Source organism: Peribacillus faecalis, from assembly GCF_014712675.1.
Taxonomy (GTDB): Bacteria; Bacillota; Bacilli; order Bacillales; family DSM-1321; genus Bacillus_AD; species Bacillus_AD faecalis.
Genome location: NZ_JACXSI010000010.1, coordinates 24,306 through 43,142 on the forward strand (window position 1 = coordinate 24,306; position 18,837 = coordinate 43,142).

Below are 18,837 nucleotides of genomic sequence, written 5' to 3' on the forward strand. Positions count from 1 at the left end.
AGACAAGGACTAAGAAGGAACAGCGACTAAGAACACTACGTCCGCATATCTTCGTCGCAGTGACTCTCATCGTGAGAGCTCCACACAAGAAACCCGCCTTTGGTTTCTTGAGGGAGGCAGCTTAGGCCCGAGCATGTCAGGTATAAGGTTAGACAGCTATCCATGTCCAGAAATATATGCTTCTTATCTCTTAGAAAAACCGGCACCAGTAAAAAGAAACAAAGACGGCCGCGCAACTATATATTGCGCGGCCGCTTACTCTCTTTAATCTTGCTTCTTTTTTTGCGTTTGGCTGAAACGTTTAATTCGGTCAACTACACCCAGCAATGCCGGAAGCAAAATCGGCAGCATGACGAAACTTAACAGCAACAAACCGATAATCACCGTAATGGCAATTTCAATCAGCGTAAGAACTCCTGATGGAATTAATGCTGCAAAAGTACCTCCTAAAATGATAGCAGCCGAAATGACAACTCCGCCAATATTGCCCGCTGCTTCGACAATCGCTTTAGTAGAATTCCCTTCCAACTCGTTATAGCGCATCATCAAGAAAATGCTATAATCTACTCCGAGCGCAATAATCATGATGAAGCTAAAGAACGGAACATTCCAGCCCAGTTCATTTACACCTAATACACTAGTGCTGAACCATTCGCTCATACCTACTGATGTATAATAAGCTAACACAAGTGAACCGATGATAAATAATGATTTTAGCAGCGATCGTGTGATGAAGATAAGCACAATGCCGATACCGATCAGCATGATTGTCGCTGTACGGATAAAATCACCGCTGGCAAGCTCTTCAAGATCAATGTTTTGCGATGTTTCCCCTCCGAGCGCATATTGTGCTCCATTCAAATAATTGACATCCATTGCTGAAGCAATATCTTCTTTTAAATCTTTCACAACGGCCATTGCTTCTTTTGAATACGGATTGACGTCCAAAATGATACGCATAGAAGTAATTGTGCGATCTTCTGACATGTACATATCCAATGCCTTTTGGAAATCTTCTCCGGTCAGCACATCTTCCGGTATATGCAGTTGTTCTGCTGATTTAGATTCACTTAATCCCGACAGATAACTTTGCGCATTAGTCAAGCCATCGCTGATTTCAGTCAATCCGTCCGTTGTCTCTGATAAACCGGACTGCAGTTCCTTCATTTTTGCTGATAGCTCTGTCAATCCTGAATAAAGCTGCTTTTGTCCGTCATTAATAGCTGTTAAACCATTAGAAAGAGCAGGTGTTTTATCAGCTATTTGCGTTGATCCGGCAGCCGCTTCCTGCAGTCCATCAGCTAATTCAGTTGAACCGGCTTGCAATTGGCTCACGCCCGTTTGCAGTTGCGACAAACCATTGTTTGCTTGATCAAAAGCGCTGTTCGCTTTTTGAAATGAAATAATTGCTGATTCATATTGAGGAGTCAGCTCAATAAGCTTCTGAGAAAGCACGTTCATTTGTTGCTTACCTGTTTTGGCAACTGCTATAGATGTTTGGATATCCTTGTTATTGCCTAATTCAGGGCTAGTCTTTATCGCATTTGCCAGTGCTGATTCAATAGCAGAAAAAGCTTGAGAGGCACCATCAATTGCTTGTGAAACATTCTTAAAGAAACTGCTGAATGAGCTCATCCCTTTTTCAAGCTCCACATACCCTTGCTGCAATTGGCTCATTGCGCTTGTTAACTCGGTCATATTGCTATTCACCGCTGCTAACCCGTTTTCAATCTCTTCGGCTCCGCTTACTCCGGAAACAAGCCCTACTGCCAGCTGATCAAGAGCGTTTGCTAATGTATCGACACCGCTCTTCACTTCTGCGGTTCCATCAATCAATGTTTGGACGCTTTCCACACCGTCCTCATCTTGCTGATTTAGCTGTTGTTCCGCATCCGTTAACCCATCGTTAATTTGATTGACCCCATCTTTCGCCTCACCTAATCCGCTGTTCAACGTATCAGATTGGCTTCTGACATATAAGTCATCGATTTTGTCATTTGCCGGTCTTGTCGCTGAGAAAACTTTCGCAACCCCTTCATGTTCAGCAATGGTTTCTGTTAATTGGTCAATCACCTGCAATGATTTTTCATTGTCAAGTGCATCTTCCGCTTTTAAAACGAATGTCAAAGGTGCAGAGAAACCTGAAGAGAAGTGTTCGCCAATTACGTTGACGCCTTGCTTTGACGCATAACCGTCATTCACTTCTATTAAGTCATCATAGCTTAAGACATTACTATATTTATAAATAAACGGAATGCTTATAATCACAACGAAAATTATTGCTAAAAACGGTCTGAATACAGATACTTTTGAAAGCAATGCCCACGTTTTATTATTTGCATGACCTTCAAACTTTTTGCTCGGCCAAAATAGTTTTTTGCCCAACAAAGCCATAAAAAATGGATTGACTGTCATCAATACCGCGATTAATACAGCGACGCCGACCGCAACGGCCGAACTTGAACGATATAATTGGAAATCTGCCAATATTAACGCCATAAAACCGATAAATACAGCGAGTCCACTGTATAGAACTGTTTTCCCTGCTGTTTTATATGTTATTTTTATCGCATCTAATATATTGTCACTTTTCCCGAGCTCTTCTTTAAAACGAGTAAATAATAAAATATTATAGTCTGTCCCGATTCCGAATAATATGACGACTAAAAATACTTGCGTGAAATTCGAAAACGGATAGTTGAAATGATCAACCAACTGCGTAACAATTCCCATTGAAACAATGTAGGAGATGCCGACAAGCAGCAAAGATACTAACGGCACAACAGGTGAACGGAACACTAAGATCAAGACAACCAATATAAATACAATAGCGATTATTTCTGTTTTCTTAATTCCGTCCTGAGTTGATTGCACAAAATCTTCAATAACGAGATCCGTTCCTGTTAAATAGCTATCTATATCGCTAATTTCAACATAGGAATAGAGCTCCTCTGCCACTTCAGTTATTTCCCCTTGTGAGGAATCAACTTCAATTTGCGTTAAAATAGTCGTTCCATCCTCGGAAACAAGCTGGCCTTTCAGCTCTTCGTTATCAAGATGCGTAAGGATGCTTTTAATGCCCAGTCCTGACTGTTGATCTTTTAATTGATCAATCTTATTTTCTATTAGAACTAATTGTTCATCTGTCAATTTTTTATCGTTTCCGCTATTGAAAACCGCGATAATTGAATATGATTTGCTGTCCTCCCCATCCATCTTATGCAGCAAATCTTTTGCCATTTCGCTTTGTTCCGTATCGGGGATCGAAATTTGTCCCTTTTCTCTTACCAATTGGTCTAAATTCGGCATCGCTATAATCATAACTGCTGAAATGATCAGCCAAATGACAAATGATGCGATTCGCCAATTCATCACTCTTTTCATCCTATCTCCCCTTTGCTGTTTTATGGAATGAACGTTCATTCCGAAAAATAATTATAATAGAATGAATATTCATTCCGATTTTGGTCCACTATAGAATTAAAGAATTCTAATAGCATTCCAGCAGCAGTCCGCCACTTCTTCATATAAATGTTGGTCATCCCTTAACATTCCTATGCGAACCAGCTTGAATAGATGTGTAAAGGCACCATACACAATGGCAATAAAGGCATCTTCCGGCAACGGTCTGAGTATCCCGGCTCTTTTCCCGTTTTCGGCAAATGAACGAAAGAAATTTAAAAACTGCTCAAACATTTCCTCGCTTTTGTTATCTAAATAATGCCCTCTCCAATGTGACTCGATAAACTGTAACGCTTGCGGATTATTCTTTGCATACTCTACCATTTTGAAAAAGAATACATTAAATTGCTGCTTTATATCATTTTGAGAGGAAAATTCATATGTAATCACTGCATCAGAAAACTTCTGCACACATTCCTGAAATAAACAGTTTACCAGATACTCCTTATTATCAAAATATCGATAAATAGTGCCCGTGCCAACCTTTGCCTGATCGGCTATCATTGGTACAGTCGTTCCGTCATAACCTCTCTCTGAAAATAGATGTAAAGCAGAATTCAATATATCTTCCCGCTTATTGCCAGCCATCTTTGCGCACCTCCAATTCGCGAAAGAATATTCATTCTCATTCTAAATATTCGACACATTATTGTCAAAGTATTTTAAAAATTATAAAAAACAGCACCAATCCATTTTGGTGAGGCGCATACTCAAGTTTGCAGAATTTCAGATGATTGCTGTCTTAATTATGTTGCAAATCAAAAAGGAGACATGTGTAAGGTTAGACAGCCATCTTTGTCCAAAATTATAGACTTATCTATCAAGAAAGACTCAGCAATAGTCGGTGACTTCGCTAAGTCTTTCGTTTTTAAACTATACGTTCGCTTTACCGATTTCTGTTGCCTTTGTAACTTCAATTAGACGACCGCTTTTCACATCATAAATATATCCGTAAATCGGAATATTGCCCGGTACTAACGAGTGATTGCGAATTCTTTCGACATCATCAATAACACTTTGTTCTAAATTGCTGATAGTCAGGAAGTTCACATATTTCCCTTCAACAGAACCTGGACCCTTGCCGACATCTTTCCATTGTCCGTCAAATTGCGCTGTTTCTAAGCTGTTCGCAAGCAAATCTCCCATAATTTCATTCGTGAACAATTCCATTCCGCAATCTGTATGATGAATGACAAACCATTCTTTCGTGCCTAACAATTTATACGAGATGACAAGTGAACGGATTGCATCATCACTCGCACGGCCCCCTGCATTACGGATAACGTGTGCATCTCCCTCGCTTAATCCTGCAAATTTTGCAGGGTCAAGACGGGCATCCATACAAGTTAAAATCGCAAAACGGCGTTGCGGCGGTAATGCTAATCGACCCTTTTCTCCAAATTCATTTGCATAGCTTTCATTTGCAGCTAACACTTCTTTCAATAAATCACTCATAATCGATTCCCCTTTATACATAATTCCTATAAGATTAGTGCGATTATATCCTACGCTATTCTCTATTACAAGGAATCTGCTTTGAATCCGGGAATCATTTATAATAAAAAACAAGTACGAAATGATACATTTCACACCTGTTTTTAAAATTTTTAAAGTGGGTTATCCTTTAACGATTCAATTTCATTCATTTTTCCCATAATTCTTCGTTTCCGGTACAGCATATTGCCTGTTTCAGCAATATCATTGATCATACCTCTATTGGCAAAGGCACCAAAGATGATTCCTGCAATCGGCACCATTTGAAACAGCTTTTTCCAACCAAACTGGTCGCGGTACGTTAAAACAACCTCTTTCCAACCTTGCAGCTGAGAAATCATATTTTCAGAATCTCTGCTTCCTTCATGCATTGTTGATAGTTCTTTAAGAATTGCCTCTTTCCCGACGATATCAGCTGAGGCAAACTGGAGACACTTAACTATAAAGACACGTTCCTGCTTGTCCTGCGGATCATAACCGTGTATGATGGCAATTTCCTGTAATGTCTTCAAAGCCAAGCCGAGCAAAATAGGAATATCAATTGCTAACGTAAAAATACCACCGATTCCGGTTGAAGCCCCTTGTACTGTAGCCAGCTTCACACGATTTTGAAGCAAATCTTCCCCCATCTCAACCATAGTTTGCAAAGGAATATCCCCGACATCTGCAATAGTTTCAATTGTACTTTCCGGAGTTTTTGTTTTTATATTTTTCAGAACGGTCTGTTCATTAATTAAATATTGCCCGCCTGTTTGTATATAGCTTCCTAACTCATTGACTAAAACACCCATTTTATTTTGAATGAATTTTGGCGTCATTTTATCTAAAAATTTAAACGGCAAACGGCCAAGCTTTTCCCAAAACCATAGCCCTTTTTGATCTTTTTCCCAAGCCTCAATAATTTGCAGATGCTCCTGCAACGATTCCTTATTCTCCATTTTTCATCCCATTTCTTTTATTCGTTTCCTTAATATACGGAATATTGTATCAAAGGTTTCGTTATTATACATTTTGTTTGATTAGCAACGGTATGCAGCCGTTTATATTGTGTACTTACTTTTTGGCCTAAAAAAACGCTTCAACTAGTGGACTAAAACGTAGAAAGCAGCATTCATAAACGAATGCCGCTTTCTTTTTAATCAAATCCCAAGACTTTCAATATCTCATAACCGATGTTTCGTTCCTTGCCTTTATACGGATAAGAATGGATGTGAATAGCCGGATTGAAATTCAATTCAATGATGCAATATGGAGAAGTCTCTTGCCCGAATTGTTCTATCATCATATCGACGCCGCATATGTTGGCTCCAATTGCTTGCGCTGCTTGTACAGCTATATCTTTATGGAAGTTTGAAGCCAAATCGGTTACGTCGATGCTATCACCGCCGGTTGAGACATTGGAGTTTTCCCGTAAGTGCTGAATGGCGCCTTCAGGCAATACTGTATTAACTGTTTTGTTTTCTTGCTGAAGAAAAAGCTTCAAATTCTCATCAATTTCAATTTTCTCCAATGGGGTTTTATAGCCTTTTCCACGAAGCGGGTCTTCATTTTTATTCGCGATTAACTCAGCGATCGTCGAGCGACCATCGCCTGAAACATTAGCCGGCACACGGTGCAAAACTGCGACCGTTTTACCGTTCATCACTAAAAAGCGGTATTCTTTACCCCGTATATATTCCTCGATCAAAATGAAAGTATCTTCGGCAAAAGCGATTTCAACTGCTTTAATTAAATCTTCTTTAGAAGCACCGTCCGGGAAAATCGAAATACCTAATCCGAAGTTTGTTGATTTCGGTTTAATGACGATAGGCTTATTCACCCAACGAACGATTGCTTCCTTCGCCTGCTCCCATCCGGTTACTTCTTCGCCGTTCGGTACATTTATCCGGTGATGCTGCAAGATCTTTTTTGTAACCGTTTTATTTTCCATTGCCAGAACACTTACATAGTTGTCTTTGCTCGTTTTTGTCGCTTGCTTTATATATTCTGTCCGGCCGTTCTTAGTCAGCTGAATGAAGTTGTCCTGTCTGTCCAAAATCTCAAAGGCAATCCCTCTTTTAATGCTTTCTTTCAATAAAATTTGTGTCGATAGCTCCATATCTGTATATGGCTTTAAGCGGAACCTTTCATTGAAAGCTTCCTCCTTATACTGCTTTGCCAATTCCAGATGGGCTTCGATATAATCTGATTGCTGACAAAGCTCGGAAATACGAAATGAGTATGTTTGTTCATGATCTTTCATAACTTCAATTTTATCTTTTAAAATCGATCCGAACGGAAGCTGCAATTGTTCGTTTAAGTCCAACATTTCTTTAAGGATTTCCATGCCCCAATCCTGCAAGGAAATGTTTTGTCCATTTCTTTGTAAAAGCGTGTCGGGCCTTTGCCCTTCCACCGCTACCGTTTTATCATTCCACTCAGATTCCGTTTGCCAATTTTCATATGTACTTTCCTTCTTCATTAAACAATAAAGCAAAAACATATGAATGAACTGCAAATCTTCCTCCTTCATGCCGGCTTTCGCAAAAGGATTGCAGTCAATCGTCCGAAGTTCAATATATTGGATGCCGTTTTTCAGTAGGTTATCCGTTGTATAAGCTCCTCCGCTTTTCAAACGAATACCGGCGTACAATTCCCTTATATCTTTTAACTCGCCTTTTTCTATGTACGAATTAATCGATGAAATGTAGTTTGCAATAGAAGAATAGTCAGGCAAAATCATTGGCTTATTTCGATAGCCGCAATTACTGTTTCTGAATGAAACGGCCTCTTTGTTTGAGTACCCCTCCTTGGAAATTTCCTCGAGCGAATCTACACAATTTTCTTCAAATGTTTTATGTATGATATTCGCTGCCCCGAGCAAATAAATATTCAGCCAATTGTATCGCAAACTGTTTCGTGTCATTTTTAAATATAGTTCATTTTTAAAATTTTGAAAGGACTGGTTACTATTTGAACGACGATACAGTTTTTCAAGAAGATGAGTCCCAAAAGAAAAATTAATGTGAATGCCGGAGATTAATTGTTTCTTGCCGCCGTATTTGGCACTTAAATACTCACGGTATGTCCTGTCATATTCTTGGCCGGAAAATACTGCAAGCGGGATTTCATCATCAGGAGGAGATATTGCCGGCATTGACTGAGGCCAAATCAGTTCATCTTCCATTTCTAAGATCGCAATGTTATAAAGGGAATCGAGAAATGCAATTGCATCGGCTGCCTTAGAGAAAACCGGTGTAATAAGTTCAAGCTGACTTTCTGAGAAGTCAGTAGTTATATATGGGTTTGCTTTTTTATCGCCGAATACACTCGGATGAGATTTCATTGAAAGATTGCCTTCATAATCAACTCGCAGCCCTTCCCTTTCAATCCCGAATTCCGCATCTAACCACTGTTTGGCTGTAAAATCGGAAAAGAAATTATTGTTCATGGTTATATCTCCTTCTGAAAATAATTTGAAAAATTATAATAGCAACGATACCTTTTATCATTGATGAAATCGCAATGCTCCACCAAATTCCATCTAAACCTAGAACCGGAATGAGCGCATATGCTAACGGTATTCTGATTGCCGTAAAAATAATAGAAATGATAGACGGTATTTTTGGCAATCCCATTCCTGAAAACACACCGTTGCTGATCATCTCCATTGCCATAAATATTTGTGATATTCCAATAATAATTAAATAAGAAGCTGTTATCTCAATTGTCTTTTGATCATCTATAAACAGGCGCGGCAACTGTTCCGAGAATAAGATAAAAATAATACTAATGAGTAGCGCATATCCGATTGCCATCATCATACTTACACTGTACCCATTCTTAATTCTTTTAATATGACCAGCGCCAAAGTTTTGTCCGATAAAACTTCCAACTGCCCCATTCAGCGCGCCCATGACAATAAATGTAACTGATTCAATTTGGAGACCAATTTTTTGCGCTGCAATCGCTTCAGTCCCATACGAAGCAATCATTTTTGCCAATAGTATATTTATGACAGTAAACAGCACTCTTTGGGTAGTCATCGGCAAACCAAGACGTAAAATATCCAAACAGTGTTTGTAACTTACCGGCGCTAACTTTTTATTGAATAACAACTTTCTGCTTATATAAACGAATAAACAAAACATGGTAATCTGAGCGATAAGACTGGCAATAGCCGCACCCATGACCCCGAATTTGAAATAGTAAATAAAGAGTGGATCAAGCACAATGTTTAAAAAGATCCCTAATGCGCTAATATAAAAGCTTTGCTTATTATTGCCGAAACTGCTGAACATACGGATGAAAAACAAATTGTAATAGGAAAAGAACAGCATAATGCCGGATACAGATAAATATTCATAGGCCTGTCTCTGCACTTCTGCATTATTCAAATCAAGAAATCCCAGTATATGATTGCCGAAAGCGAAAAGGACAAATATTGTGATTAACCCGATGATTGTATTTAGCAGTAAGCTGCTTCCGATATATGCTGATTGCAGCTTTTCGTTTCTGCTTCCCATCGCATGAGCAAGTTTAATTCCTCCCCCGACAACAATCATCGCTTGTATGCTATAGCCGAGGTTCACGAAGAAACTGGCTGATCCGACCGCAGCGATTGCTCCTGAACCTAATCCGCCGACGAAAAGCATATCTATAAAGCTATATAAAAACTGCAATAAAGACGTCCCGACCAGCGGCAGAGCAAGAGAAGAAATAACCGTAATTTCTCTGCCTGTGGTTAAATCGATTTTTTTCATAAATAAGTATCCTTTTTCAAACTTGATATATAATCATTTGCTTATATATTGGATTTTATCATTATTATTGATGCCTGTATAGGTTTAGTATAGATTGTTCTTGCTTAATTCAACCGAAGCTGTTAACTTCTTGGTGACTATTATGGTTTTTAATTCTATTGAGTATTTGGAACATAGTTTGTTTGGAATTATAATAACATAAAAACATCCATAACTATAAAATTGTTATGGATGTGAAATTTGTATGAATTTGTCATATTTAAAAGAATTTTTTCTTCCAAAAGATAATAGTTGTAATTGTTGATAATAGTACGGCAATCGAAATAATTAGCAAAAAGGCATACGGCTTATCCTGGAACGGCAAACCGACGTTCATGCCGTAAATACTTGCGACCATTGTCGGCAGCGATAGTATGATTGTAAATGATGTCAAAAACTTCATGACGATATTCAAGTTGTTAGAGATTACTGAAGCGAACGCATCCATCATTCCGCTCAAAATACTGCTGTACGTTTCTGCCATTTCGATCGCCTGCTGATTTTCGATGATGACATCTTCGAGCAAATCTTTGTCTTCTTCGTACATTTTAAGCAAATTAAGACGAAGCATTTTATTTAAAACGACTTTGTTCGCCTTCAATGACGTCATGAAATAAACTAAACTTTTTTCTAAAGCAAGAAAGGCGTATAATTCCTGGTTTTTCATTGATTGGTGCAGTTCCCGCTCTACTTCATTTGTCTTGCGGTTAATTTGCTTTAAGTAGCGTAAGTAATAAGTGGAAATCACAAATAGGATTTGAAGAGCAAATCGGGTTTTCTTATATGTGAAAAATCCTTTTACTTTATTATTTTTAAAGTCCTCTAATATTGATGTCTCCTTTAGAGAAACTGTAATGAAAGCCTCCTCATTTATATAGAGGAAATAATCACGCTTCCTAATGGGTTGAAATTACTGATAACATTCCCCAAACCCATACAAAAGATAATACTTACTTCCTCCTTTATCTCTTCGGGATCCGGGTCACTGCTGCTAAATATACTCAAGTAAATCAACTCCTTTGTAACGAACTTCACAATCAATGATAAACCTTAAATTTCCTTTCTTCAATGCTTTTACAGATTTTTAACTATTTAAATATTTATATTCACCTAATTAGGCAGGCTTTATGAAAGAAGGATTATTGCGGTAAGCAAGTGAATAAGTATTATGTAATATTTCATTTCCAGAAAAAGAGAGGATGTTTGACATGTCGCAGACGACTGACATTAGTATTATCCGAGTTCCTGTCCCTTCCCCGACGCTATGGCCTCACGATACAACGAATTGCTATTTAATCGGTAACAGCAGACAGTCGATTTTAGTCGATGCAGGATATAATCAGCCTGAAACGAAGGAATCTATCGAAGCTGCTCGCAAGATGCACAGGTTAGCAGTACCTGAGAAGATTTTGCTGACTCATTATCACCCGGACCACGCGCCCGGCTTACTGCAGTTGACAGATTGGAAGGCCGACATTTATTGTCATCTGGAAGAAAGAACAAATATCGAAAAATTGATTCCTTCTATCAGCAGCCTTTTGACATTAAAGGATCATGACATGCTATCAATTGATTCGACTGAGATTGAAGTCATTCATGCCCCCGGCCATACTGCCGGACAATTAAATTTTTATTTGTCTTCAAAACAAGTTTTAATTGCCGGCGACAATATTTTAGGAAGCGGAACACCGTGGATTGGACCTCCTGACGGGGATATGGGCGCTTATTTCGAGACATTAAAGCGACTGCGAAGTTTAAAACTGAGAAGAATCGGACCCGGACATGGAGATTGGGTGGAAAATCCGTATCAGCAAATTGATTATGTGCTGGAACGGCGATTATTCAGAGAAAAACAAATTCTTTCCATACTGTCGGAATATAAAAGCTTGAATAGCGAGCAGCTAACGAAGATCATTTATGAAAATAATATTCATCCGTCTATATTTATCGTAGCGAAAAAAACAGTTGAAGCACACCTCATAAAATTAATAAAAGAAGAGCTTGTTTCCCAAAACGAAGAAATGTATTTTATTGCATAACCATTTACTCTAATATAATTTCGGGCATTTTCAGCGGATTGCCGTGCAAATAATCTTGAATGACATTTAATGTTGTGATAGTCGGCAGCACCATTGGCATACGATTTTCTCTATACGCTGAAAGTGCCTCTTCTGGTGTAACCCATAGTCCTTCTTCAATTTCATAAGTGTCAGGCATCGGCTGTTGACCATCAGGCAAATAGGCAAGAAAAAATCTCGTATTAAACCGGATTGGGCTTCGCTCCGGTGTGATTAAATTACCGAAATAATTCAACTTTTTTGTACATAAATGCATTTTTTCCTTCTTTAATAGCTGACAAAATGAAAGATCCCCGTCTAATAACTGTTTTCGATAAACCATGGTCTTCTCATAATTCGGTAACGGTTCCGTTTGATCGTTTTTTTCGCACAATAAAATACCTATTTCTTCAAACAACTCGCGTGCTGCCGCAACATAATAAGAAAGAGGAAGTTCAACTCTTTCTCCTTCAATTTTTATAAATTGTTCATCGGCATGCTCATCTTCCCTCTCTACTCCGCCGCCTGGAAAGACAAAGTATCCTCCTAAGAATTTCATCGTATGAGGTCTTTTGGTCATGTACACCCGATTATCTCTGTCCAATAATACAACTGTTGATGCCGGTTTTGGAATTGCCGCCATCTGCACTCCTCCTTTTGCTTATTGTTTCAATATATGAATCTCGCTGAATTATCATTCATATAATAAAAATTCCGGATGAGAGGGCCTTTTTCCTTTTTTATAGGTAATAGATTTTGTATATATTAGTAAGTTGCGTAATATTTCACTAATTTGACAAAGAAAGCACCGAACAGAAGTTTGTCCGGCGCATTTATTTATTCATATTCTTTTTTAAATTCAATTGTACTTCTTACCGTATTAATAGGACGCACAAGCTTTTCAATTTGTTCACGTTGCGGCTCCAAAAAAGGCGGCAACGAAAGCTTCTCACCTACAGTCTCATAAGGCTCATCCCCCATAAATCCAGGACCGTCTGTCGCAAATTCAAATAATATTTGCGGCGCAACACGAGCGTATAACGATTCAAAGAAATGTCGGTTTACATAACCGGACGTTTGAAAACCGAAGCGCTCCAAACGTTCTGTCCATTCATCCAGTACCGCCCTGTCCTCGACACGGAATGCAACATGATGTACGGTTCCGAAACCTTGTCTTGCCTGCGGAAGAGTTGTATTTTGCTCAACAATAATTTGCGCCCCATTACCTCCTGCTACACCTTCGAACAAATGAAAGTCACCGTCAGTATCAATTTCCTTAAATTCGAGAACACGTTCCAACACTTGTTTGAAGTAATTAAAATCTGCTATACGAATGAAGATTGGCCCTAAGCCGGTAATCGCATACTCCAATGGAATCGGCCCTTTTTGCCAAGGCGTGCCAGAAGCTACCCCTGTATTATTCTCGTCAGAAATCAATTGATATTTTTGATCATCAAAATCGACAAATGAGAGTGTCTTCTTGCCGAATTGTTCTTGTATGCCTGTATGTTCAACTTTCAGACGGTTGAAGCGTTTTATCCAATATTCCAATGCTTTATCTTTCGGCACACGGAAAGATGTCTTAGCAATTTCATTTGTGCCGTGAACCCCTTTTGGTATGTTCGGAAAATCAAAAAACGTCATATCTGTCCCTGCATTTCCTTTATCATCCGCAAAAAATAAATGGTATGTCTGAATGTCATCTTGATTGACTGTCTTTTTGACAAGGCGCATCCCTAACACGTATGTGAAAAATTCATAGTTCTTTTCTGCACTGCTTGTAATAGCTGTAACATGATGGATGCCTTTTAAGTGGTTCATAAATATGTCCCCTTTATTCATAAAATAAATTATTACTAATTAAAATATCTCGACTTCGAAGTAAATATAACACGCACAAATTTCGATGTCAATTGATTCGCAATTTTGATACTATTGTCATAGATTTATAACGTAATAGTTGGGAATGAAAACTTTGGACTTATTAATGATTGTACTACCGGTTTTTTTAATATTCTTTGCCGGATTTGTCGGACAGAAAATGATTGGCTTTAACATACGTTCAATCTCAAGTATAACTATATACATAATGTCGCCTTTCTTAGCTTTTCGGACCTTTTATACGAATGAATTGACAGACGAATATTTATATATCATTTTGTTCTGTCTCATTCTATGTTTAGCACTAATGGTCATTGTCTGAATCACTGCCATTTGCACAAAAGCGACTAAACAGCAGTTATCAGCAATGATGCTTAGCGGCGCTTTCATGAACAGCGGCAATTACGGAGGGCGATTGTTTTATTTGCTCTAGGTTCAATCGGCTTTGATTATGCTGTTATTGTGATGGTAGTCCATTCATTTCTAATGAATACAATCGGTTTATTTTTCGCTTCATTAGGAGGAAAAGAACCGGCATCATAGAAAGACTCCTTTGGGCGGGTAATCCGTATGCCTGTCATCCATGGTGCAATGTTAGGGATTGTTTTGCAGCTCCTTTCCGTTAATATACCGGTTACTTTCATGGAAGCAATCTCTTTGATCACTAATGCGTCGATTCCGACAGTTATGCTCGTCCTCGGTATGCAACTGGCTGATATTACACGAAAGGAAGTCGCTATCGCTACGTATCATCTGTCACTTTCATCCGGATGATTGTTTCGCCGGTATTGGCAATTATTATCGTATCATTTTTGCCGATCAGTTCATTGCTGAAAAATGTATTGATTATTCAAGCGGCAATGCTGGCAGCCGCCAACACAACAATGTTAGCGATACAATTCGGAACAGAGCCGGATCTTGTTTCCTTCACGACACTGGTCACAACAATATTGAGTATCGTCACAATCCCAATAGTATTATTTGGATTAGGCCTATAAAATAAAAAAATCGTTCAGAACAAACGTTTTCATCTGTTCAGAACGATTCTTTTTTTAACTCATGCTGCATCTTCAGTTTTCTTATTTGATTTCCATTCCCATCCTTGTGTAACACAGCCCATGCTGACAATCATGACAATGACATAGAGTGTGTTATTTAACCAGTTCGGCATTCCTAATCCTCCGTATGTAAAAATTTCCTATAAATCATATTATAATACTTTGTATTTTAAAAGTGTATATTTTTAACTCTCTAATTTTAAAAAGACGATTCTATGCAATATTTCTTGCATGAGAATCGCCTATTTCATTTATACTATTCTATTATTTTTTAATAATTGTAATAGTCCAAGCGGCTTCCCCAATTTGCTCGAAATTGGAGATTGTGTGACCTGCTTCTGCCGCCCAACGCGGGATTGTATCTGTTGCTTGTGTACAATCAAACTGGATTTCCAATTCATCGTTAGAATTTAATTTTTCCATTGCTTCCTTCGCTTCTACTAACGGAAACGGACAAACCATACCCATTACTTCTAAAACTTGTTTCATAATTATATACCCCTTTTTTATGCTGATTTTAATGTGCTTTTGCTTGCTTTTTTACGACCGCGGACAAATACAAAATAAGTAGCTGTCCAAGTACCTAAAAGCATAAATACTAGCGAAATCCATCCTTGCCACGTCATCATTCCAGTCATGACCAATGCATTTCCAATCGAACAGCCTCCCGCTAATACAGCACCGCATCCCATTAAAAGACCGCCTGTAAAGCTGCGGATTCCCGTTTTGACATCCGGCATTCTGAAACGGAACTCGTTGCTTGCCTTCGCTGCAATAAATGAACCTAGGAAAATACCTAATACTAAAAATACTCCCCAGTTCAGGAATGTGTCATCGCCAGTCGTTAAATACAATAAGATATCTCCGGACGGAACGGTAATACCCAGTCCGAAAATACGACCGGACGCAACGCTTAACGGCCAAGCAAGAACTGCTATCAAGCCGACCAGTACAGCCGTCACGAATGGATGCCAACGTTTTTCAAACAAAACGTGCGCCAATCCTGTACGCTTCGGCTTCAATTGTGGAATAAATACTTTTGGTTTCGTCACTTCTTTATATACGACCCAAGCAACAACCGCCAGTAAAATAGCAATTAACACCCAAACATCGACCCCAAGTGTTGAAGCAATCGAATTGTCCGAAAGCTGATGCGATTTCACTTCTTGTGTAAATGGAGCAAACACACCGTTTCGCATCATGACACTCATCAGCACATAACCGGCTAAAGCCATCCAGCTGCCGATTAAACCTTCACCCGCTCGATACCAAGTGCCTGTTGCACATCCGCCGGCTAGAATGATGCCAATACCAAAAATGAATGAGCCGATAATAATAGATGCCAATGGCAATGTACCTGCATTAAATTCAAATACACCTGCGCTGATTAATCCGTATGCGCCAATGCTTTGAACAGCAATTGCTATTAATAACGCATAAAACATACGATTATCTTTTGTTAAATACATATCACGGAACCCGCCGGTCAAGCAGAAACGTCCTCGTTGCAAAACGAATCCCAATAATGCCCCGCAAATTAATCCTGTAATCATCATTTGAAGCACTTCTCTTCTCCCCTTCGTTAAACCAAGTAAGTCAATAAGATTTATAATAATGATTATATTTCTAAATTGCAAGTATTTTATTAAAATAACCAATATTTAATTTTCAATATAATTGAGCATGTTGGTTTCCGCTTCAGTAGTTTTCTAATCAAATCAGGCAATTAATTTATGCTTAACAAATAACTTTTAGTGAAATAAAAATCGGGTTCGTATGTAAAAACAAACCCGATTTTTCCATCAATTAATTATTCGAATTTATATCCGTTCCAAATGATCGAGCAACTTTTTAGAGAGTTCTTCTGACAATTCTTCATATCGTGCGAATTCAGATGAGAATCGTCCTCTTGCCCCGGTCAATGATTTCAGTTCTGTTGTGAAATTAAGCATCTCTGATTGCGGTACTTCTGCAGTAATGTGCTCGGAATTTTTCACTTCTTCCATTCCTAAAATGCGTCCGCGTTTTCTTGTAAGTTCACCCATAACGTCACCGATACATTCAGACGGAATATCCATTTCCACTTTCATTACCGGTTCCAAAATACACGGAACAGCTTGAGTGATGCCTTGTTTATAAGCAAGACTTGCAGCCGCTTTAAAAGCAAATTCCGAACTATCGACTGAATGATACGTTCCATCATATAAAGTCGCTTGTAAGCGTATTAACGGAAAACCGGCTAAGACACCTTTTTCCATCGCTTCTTCCAGACCTTTTTCAACGGCTGGGATGTATTGTTTTGGAACAGCGCCGCCGACGACTTTATTAATAAACAGCAATTCGTCTTCTCCGTCTGTTCGCGGTTCAAAAATAATTTTCACATCTCCGTATTGGCCATGTCCTCCGCTTTGTTTTTTATATTTGCCTTGCACATCCGCTCTTCCCTTGATGGTTTCACGATATGGCACTTTTGGCAGTTCATACTCGATTTCAATATCGAATTTTTGCAGAAGTTTACTTTTAATGATTTCCAAGTGGGTTTCCCCCATCGTTTCAATGCGCAGCTGCAAAAATTCCGGATCACGGTAGACGATAATAGACGGATCTTCCTCTTGAATTTTCGTAAGCGCACTTAAAACTTTATCTTCATCTGCTTTTTTCGATACGACCACGACTCTTTCTAAAGTCGGCAGTTCGTATGTTAAATGGTCGACAAAAATAGGAGATGTTTTATCGCACAATGTATCATTTGTATTGGAAAATTGCAGTTTGGCGATAACACCAATGTCACCTGCCTCAATTGATTCAATCGTCTTCTGCTCTTTGCCTCGAACAGTATACAAACTATTAATTTTTTCTTCTCTATTTTTATTGGCATTATATACTGTTGAATTCACAGATAAAGTACCACGAAGCACTTTTACAAACGATAGCTTACCAACAAAAGGATCGGCAACCGTTTTAAAGATAAACCCTACATGTTCAGCTTCAGAATCGGATAGTGAACCTTCATGCTCCTCATTTTTCTCATCATGATAATGAAATGTTTCTTCTTTTGGAGCAGGCATCGATTCACAAATATAATCCAACAGCAATTGAACACCTCGGCAATATTGTGCAGAAATGCACAAGACAGGATATATTTCACCTGCTAAAATACCTTTTTTCAGTCCGGTAATCATTTCATCTTTTGTTAACACTCCATTATCTAAATATGCACTCAAGTACTCTTCGCTTGATTCAGAGATAATTTCCATAAGCTCATTATAGGAAGCCCTATATTGTTCTTCGTAATCTGCCGGGATTTCTTTTAACACAGTTTCATTCTTCTTCAGGTCATACACTGAAAAAGTGCCGTGCAACACGTCAATAATCCCCTCGATGATGTGTTTTCTGATAACTGGGATTTGCAGCGCAACCGTATTGGAACCGAATCTTTCTTTCAAATCACCATACACTTTTTCAAAACTACTGTTTTCTTTATCGATTTTATTAATGACAAAAGTAATTGGCACGCCTTTTTGTTTTGCTGCCTCATAAGCTCGTTCTGTTCCAACTTTAATACCGGAGCGCGCACTCACTTCAATGAATGCCGAGTCAGCTGCTTGAAGCGCCTGCATTCTTTCGCCGACAAATTCCAAATATCCGGGAGTATCTAAAATATTGATTTTATAATTTTGGTATAATAGCGGCAACAATGATGTTTGAATCGAAATTTGTCTGCTCTTCTCTTCCGCTTCATAATCACTGACTGTATTGCCTTCAATAATATGACCGAATCTGGCTGTGTTATGGGAAACATACAGTAAAGCTTCTGCTGTCATCGTTTTCCCGCTGCCCTGATGGCCTAATAATGCAATATTTCTAATTTCCTTACTCATACTCAATCATCCTCCTATTATGTGAACAAACTTTTGTTGCAATAATGAATGTGCAGTTCGATTGGATAACAGTAAGGGGGTATTTTGTAAAACACCCTCTTTAAATATTGTTCTACGTTATTATTTTAACATAATGATTATTCTTTATTATTAGAAATTTTAACGATTTGATTACAGATTCGGTTTTTGTTTCTATTGATTATTTGGAACATAATTATCTTAG

The 18,837-nt window shown here is 38.5% G+C and carries 14 protein-coding genes and 1 pseudogene; 3 read left to right on the forward strand and 12 right to left on the reverse strand.

Going from position 1 to position 18,837, the window contains the following annotated elements:
• Positions 1 to 264: 264 nt before the first annotated feature.
• From IEO70_RS05195 to IEO70_RS05225, 7 genes and pseudogenes are all read right to left on the reverse strand, one after another.
• Entirely contained in the window at positions 265 to 3,384 is a 3,120-nt protein-coding gene (locus IEO70_RS05195) for an MMPL family transporter (protein WP_190997298.1), read from the reverse strand.
• A gap of 96 nt (positions 3,385 to 3,480) precedes the next feature.
• A complete protein-coding gene (locus tag IEO70_RS05200; RefSeq protein ID WP_190997299.1) occupies positions 3,481 to 4,050 on the reverse strand; it encodes a TetR/AcrR family transcriptional regulator in 570 nt (189 codons plus the stop codon).
• A gap of 285 nt (positions 4,051 to 4,335) precedes the next feature.
• Entirely contained in the window at positions 4,336 to 4,917 is a 582-nt protein-coding gene (locus IEO70_RS05205) for a beta-class carbonic anhydrase (RefSeq protein ID WP_190997300.1), read from the reverse strand.
• Positions 4,918 to 5,069: 152 nt separating this feature from the next.
• Positions 5,070 to 5,894: an EcsC family protein gene (locus tag IEO70_RS05210; RefSeq protein WP_190997301.1), complete on the reverse strand. Its 825-nt coding sequence runs from the start codon at positions 5,892 to 5,894 to the stop codon at positions 5,070 to 5,072.
• A gap of 197 nt (positions 5,895 to 6,091) precedes the next feature.
• Complete coding sequence (gene gshAB, locus IEO70_RS05215) at positions 6,092 to 8,386, reverse strand: bifunctional glutamate--cysteine ligase GshA/glutathione synthetase GshB (protein ID WP_190997302.1); 2,295 nt, start codon at positions 8,384 to 8,386, stop codon at positions 6,092 to 6,094.
• Positions 8,376 to 9,698, reverse strand: a complete 1,323-nt coding sequence (locus tag IEO70_RS05220; RefSeq protein ID WP_190997303.1) for an MATE family efflux transporter — start codon at positions 9,696 to 9,698, stop codon at positions 8,376 to 8,378. The genes gshAB and IEO70_RS05220 overlap by 11 nt, the downstream gene beginning before the upstream one ends.
• 259 nt (positions 9,699 to 9,957) lie before the next feature.
• Positions 9,958 to 10,605, reverse strand: a pseudogene (locus IEO70_RS05225) (magnesium transporter CorA family protein); the annotation flags it as partial.
• Positions 10,606 to 10,945: 340 nt separating this feature from the next.
• On the opposite strand from IEO70_RS05225, the gene IEO70_RS05230 reads away from it, so the two are divergent.
• Entirely contained in the window at positions 10,946 to 11,776 is an 831-nt protein-coding gene (locus IEO70_RS05230; protein ID WP_190997304.1) for an MBL fold metallo-hydrolase, read from the forward strand.
• A gap of 4 nt (positions 11,777 to 11,780) precedes the next feature.
• Here IEO70_RS05230 and IEO70_RS05235 read toward each other — a convergent pair whose 3' ends face one another.
• Together IEO70_RS05235 and IEO70_RS05240 are read right to left on the reverse strand one after the other, a co-directional pair.
• A complete protein-coding gene (locus IEO70_RS05235) occupies positions 11,781 to 12,437 on the reverse strand; it encodes an NUDIX hydrolase (protein ID WP_190997305.1) in 657 nt (218 codons plus the stop codon).
• 194 nt (positions 12,438 to 12,631) lie between these two features.
• The gene (locus IEO70_RS05240; RefSeq protein WP_190997306.1) at positions 12,632 to 13,615 is read right to left on the reverse strand and encodes a ring-cleaving dioxygenase; all 984 of its coding nucleotides are present in this window, start codon (positions 13,613 to 13,615) and stop codon (positions 12,632 to 12,634) included.
• 630 nt (positions 13,616 to 14,245) lie between these two features.
• Between IEO70_RS05240 and IEO70_RS20325 the strand changes: the two genes are divergently transcribed.
• Both IEO70_RS20325 and IEO70_RS20330 read left to right on the forward strand, forming a co-directional pair.
• Positions 14,246 to 14,449: an AEC family transporter gene (locus IEO70_RS20325; RefSeq protein ID WP_328820871.1), complete on the forward strand. Its 204-nt coding sequence runs from the start codon at positions 14,246 to 14,248 to the stop codon at positions 14,447 to 14,449.
• Positions 14,450 to 14,463: 14 nt separating this feature from the next.
• Positions 14,464 to 14,673: an AEC family transporter gene (locus IEO70_RS20330; protein WP_328820872.1), complete on the forward strand. Its 210-nt coding sequence runs from the start codon at positions 14,464 to 14,466 to the stop codon at positions 14,671 to 14,673.
• A gap of 324 nt (positions 14,674 to 14,997) precedes the next feature.
• Here the strand turns inward: IEO70_RS20330 and IEO70_RS05250 are convergent, their stop codons facing one another.
• The 3 genes from IEO70_RS05250 to IEO70_RS05260 form a co-directional block, all read right to left on the reverse strand.
• Entirely contained in the window at positions 14,998 to 15,222 is a 225-nt protein-coding gene (locus IEO70_RS05250; RefSeq protein ID WP_190997307.1) for a sulfurtransferase TusA family protein, read from the reverse strand.
• A gap of 17 nt (positions 15,223 to 15,239) precedes the next feature.
• A complete protein-coding gene (locus IEO70_RS05255; RefSeq protein WP_206711505.1) occupies positions 15,240 to 16,289 on the reverse strand; it encodes a YeeE/YedE family protein in 1,050 nt (349 codons plus the stop codon).
• 264 nt (positions 16,290 to 16,553) lie between these two features.
• A complete protein-coding gene (locus tag IEO70_RS05260) occupies positions 16,554 to 18,614 on the reverse strand; it encodes an elongation factor G (RefSeq protein WP_190997309.1) in 2,061 nt (686 codons plus the stop codon).
• Positions 18,615 to 18,837 lie beyond the last annotated feature (223 nt).

Coding starts and splice junctions, on each gene's coding strand:
- IEO70_RS05195 (WP_190997298.1), bottom strand. CDS start 3,384: ATGAAAAGAGTGATGAATTGGCGAATCGCATCATTTGTCATTTGGCTG.
- IEO70_RS05200 (WP_190997299.1), bottom strand. CDS start 4,050: ATGGCTGGCAATAAGCGGGAAGATATATTGAATTCTGCTTTACATCTA.
- IEO70_RS05205 (WP_190997300.1), bottom strand. CDS start 4,917: ATGAGTGATTTATTGAAAGAAGTGTTAGCTGCAAATGAAAGCTATGCA.
- IEO70_RS05210 (WP_190997301.1), bottom strand. CDS start 5,894: ATGGAGAATAAGGAATCGTTGCAGGAGCATCTGCAAATTATTGAGGCT.
- gshAB (WP_190997302.1), bottom strand. CDS start 8,386: ATGAACAATAATTTCTTTTCCGATTTTACAGCCAAACAGTGGTTAGAT.
- IEO70_RS05220 (WP_190997303.1), bottom strand. CDS start 9,698: ATGAAAAAAATCGATTTAACCACAGGCAGAGAAATTACGGTTATTTCT.
- IEO70_RS05230 (WP_190997304.1), top strand. CDS start 10,946: ATGTCGCAGACGACTGACATTAGTATTATCCGAGTTCCTGTCCCTTCC.
- IEO70_RS05235 (WP_190997305.1), bottom strand. CDS start 12,437: ATGGCGGCAATTCCAAAACCGGCATCAACAGTTGTATTATTGGACAGA.
- IEO70_RS05240 (WP_190997306.1), bottom strand. CDS start 13,615: ATGAACCACTTAAAAGGCATCCATCATGTTACAGCTATTACAAGCAGT.
- IEO70_RS20325 (WP_328820871.1), top strand. CDS start 14,246: ATGCCTGTCATCCATGGTGCAATGTTAGGGATTGTTTTGCAGCTCCTT.
- IEO70_RS05250 (WP_190997307.1), bottom strand. CDS start 15,222: ATGAAACAAGTTTTAGAAGTAATGGGTATGGTTTGTCCGTTTCCGTTA.
- IEO70_RS05255 (WP_206711505.1), bottom strand. CDS start 16,289: ATGATGATTACAGGATTAATTTGCGGGGCATTATTGGGATTCGTTTTG.
- IEO70_RS05260 (WP_190997309.1), bottom strand. CDS start 18,614: ATGAGTAAGGAAATTAGAAATATTGCATTATTAGGCCATCAGGGCAGC.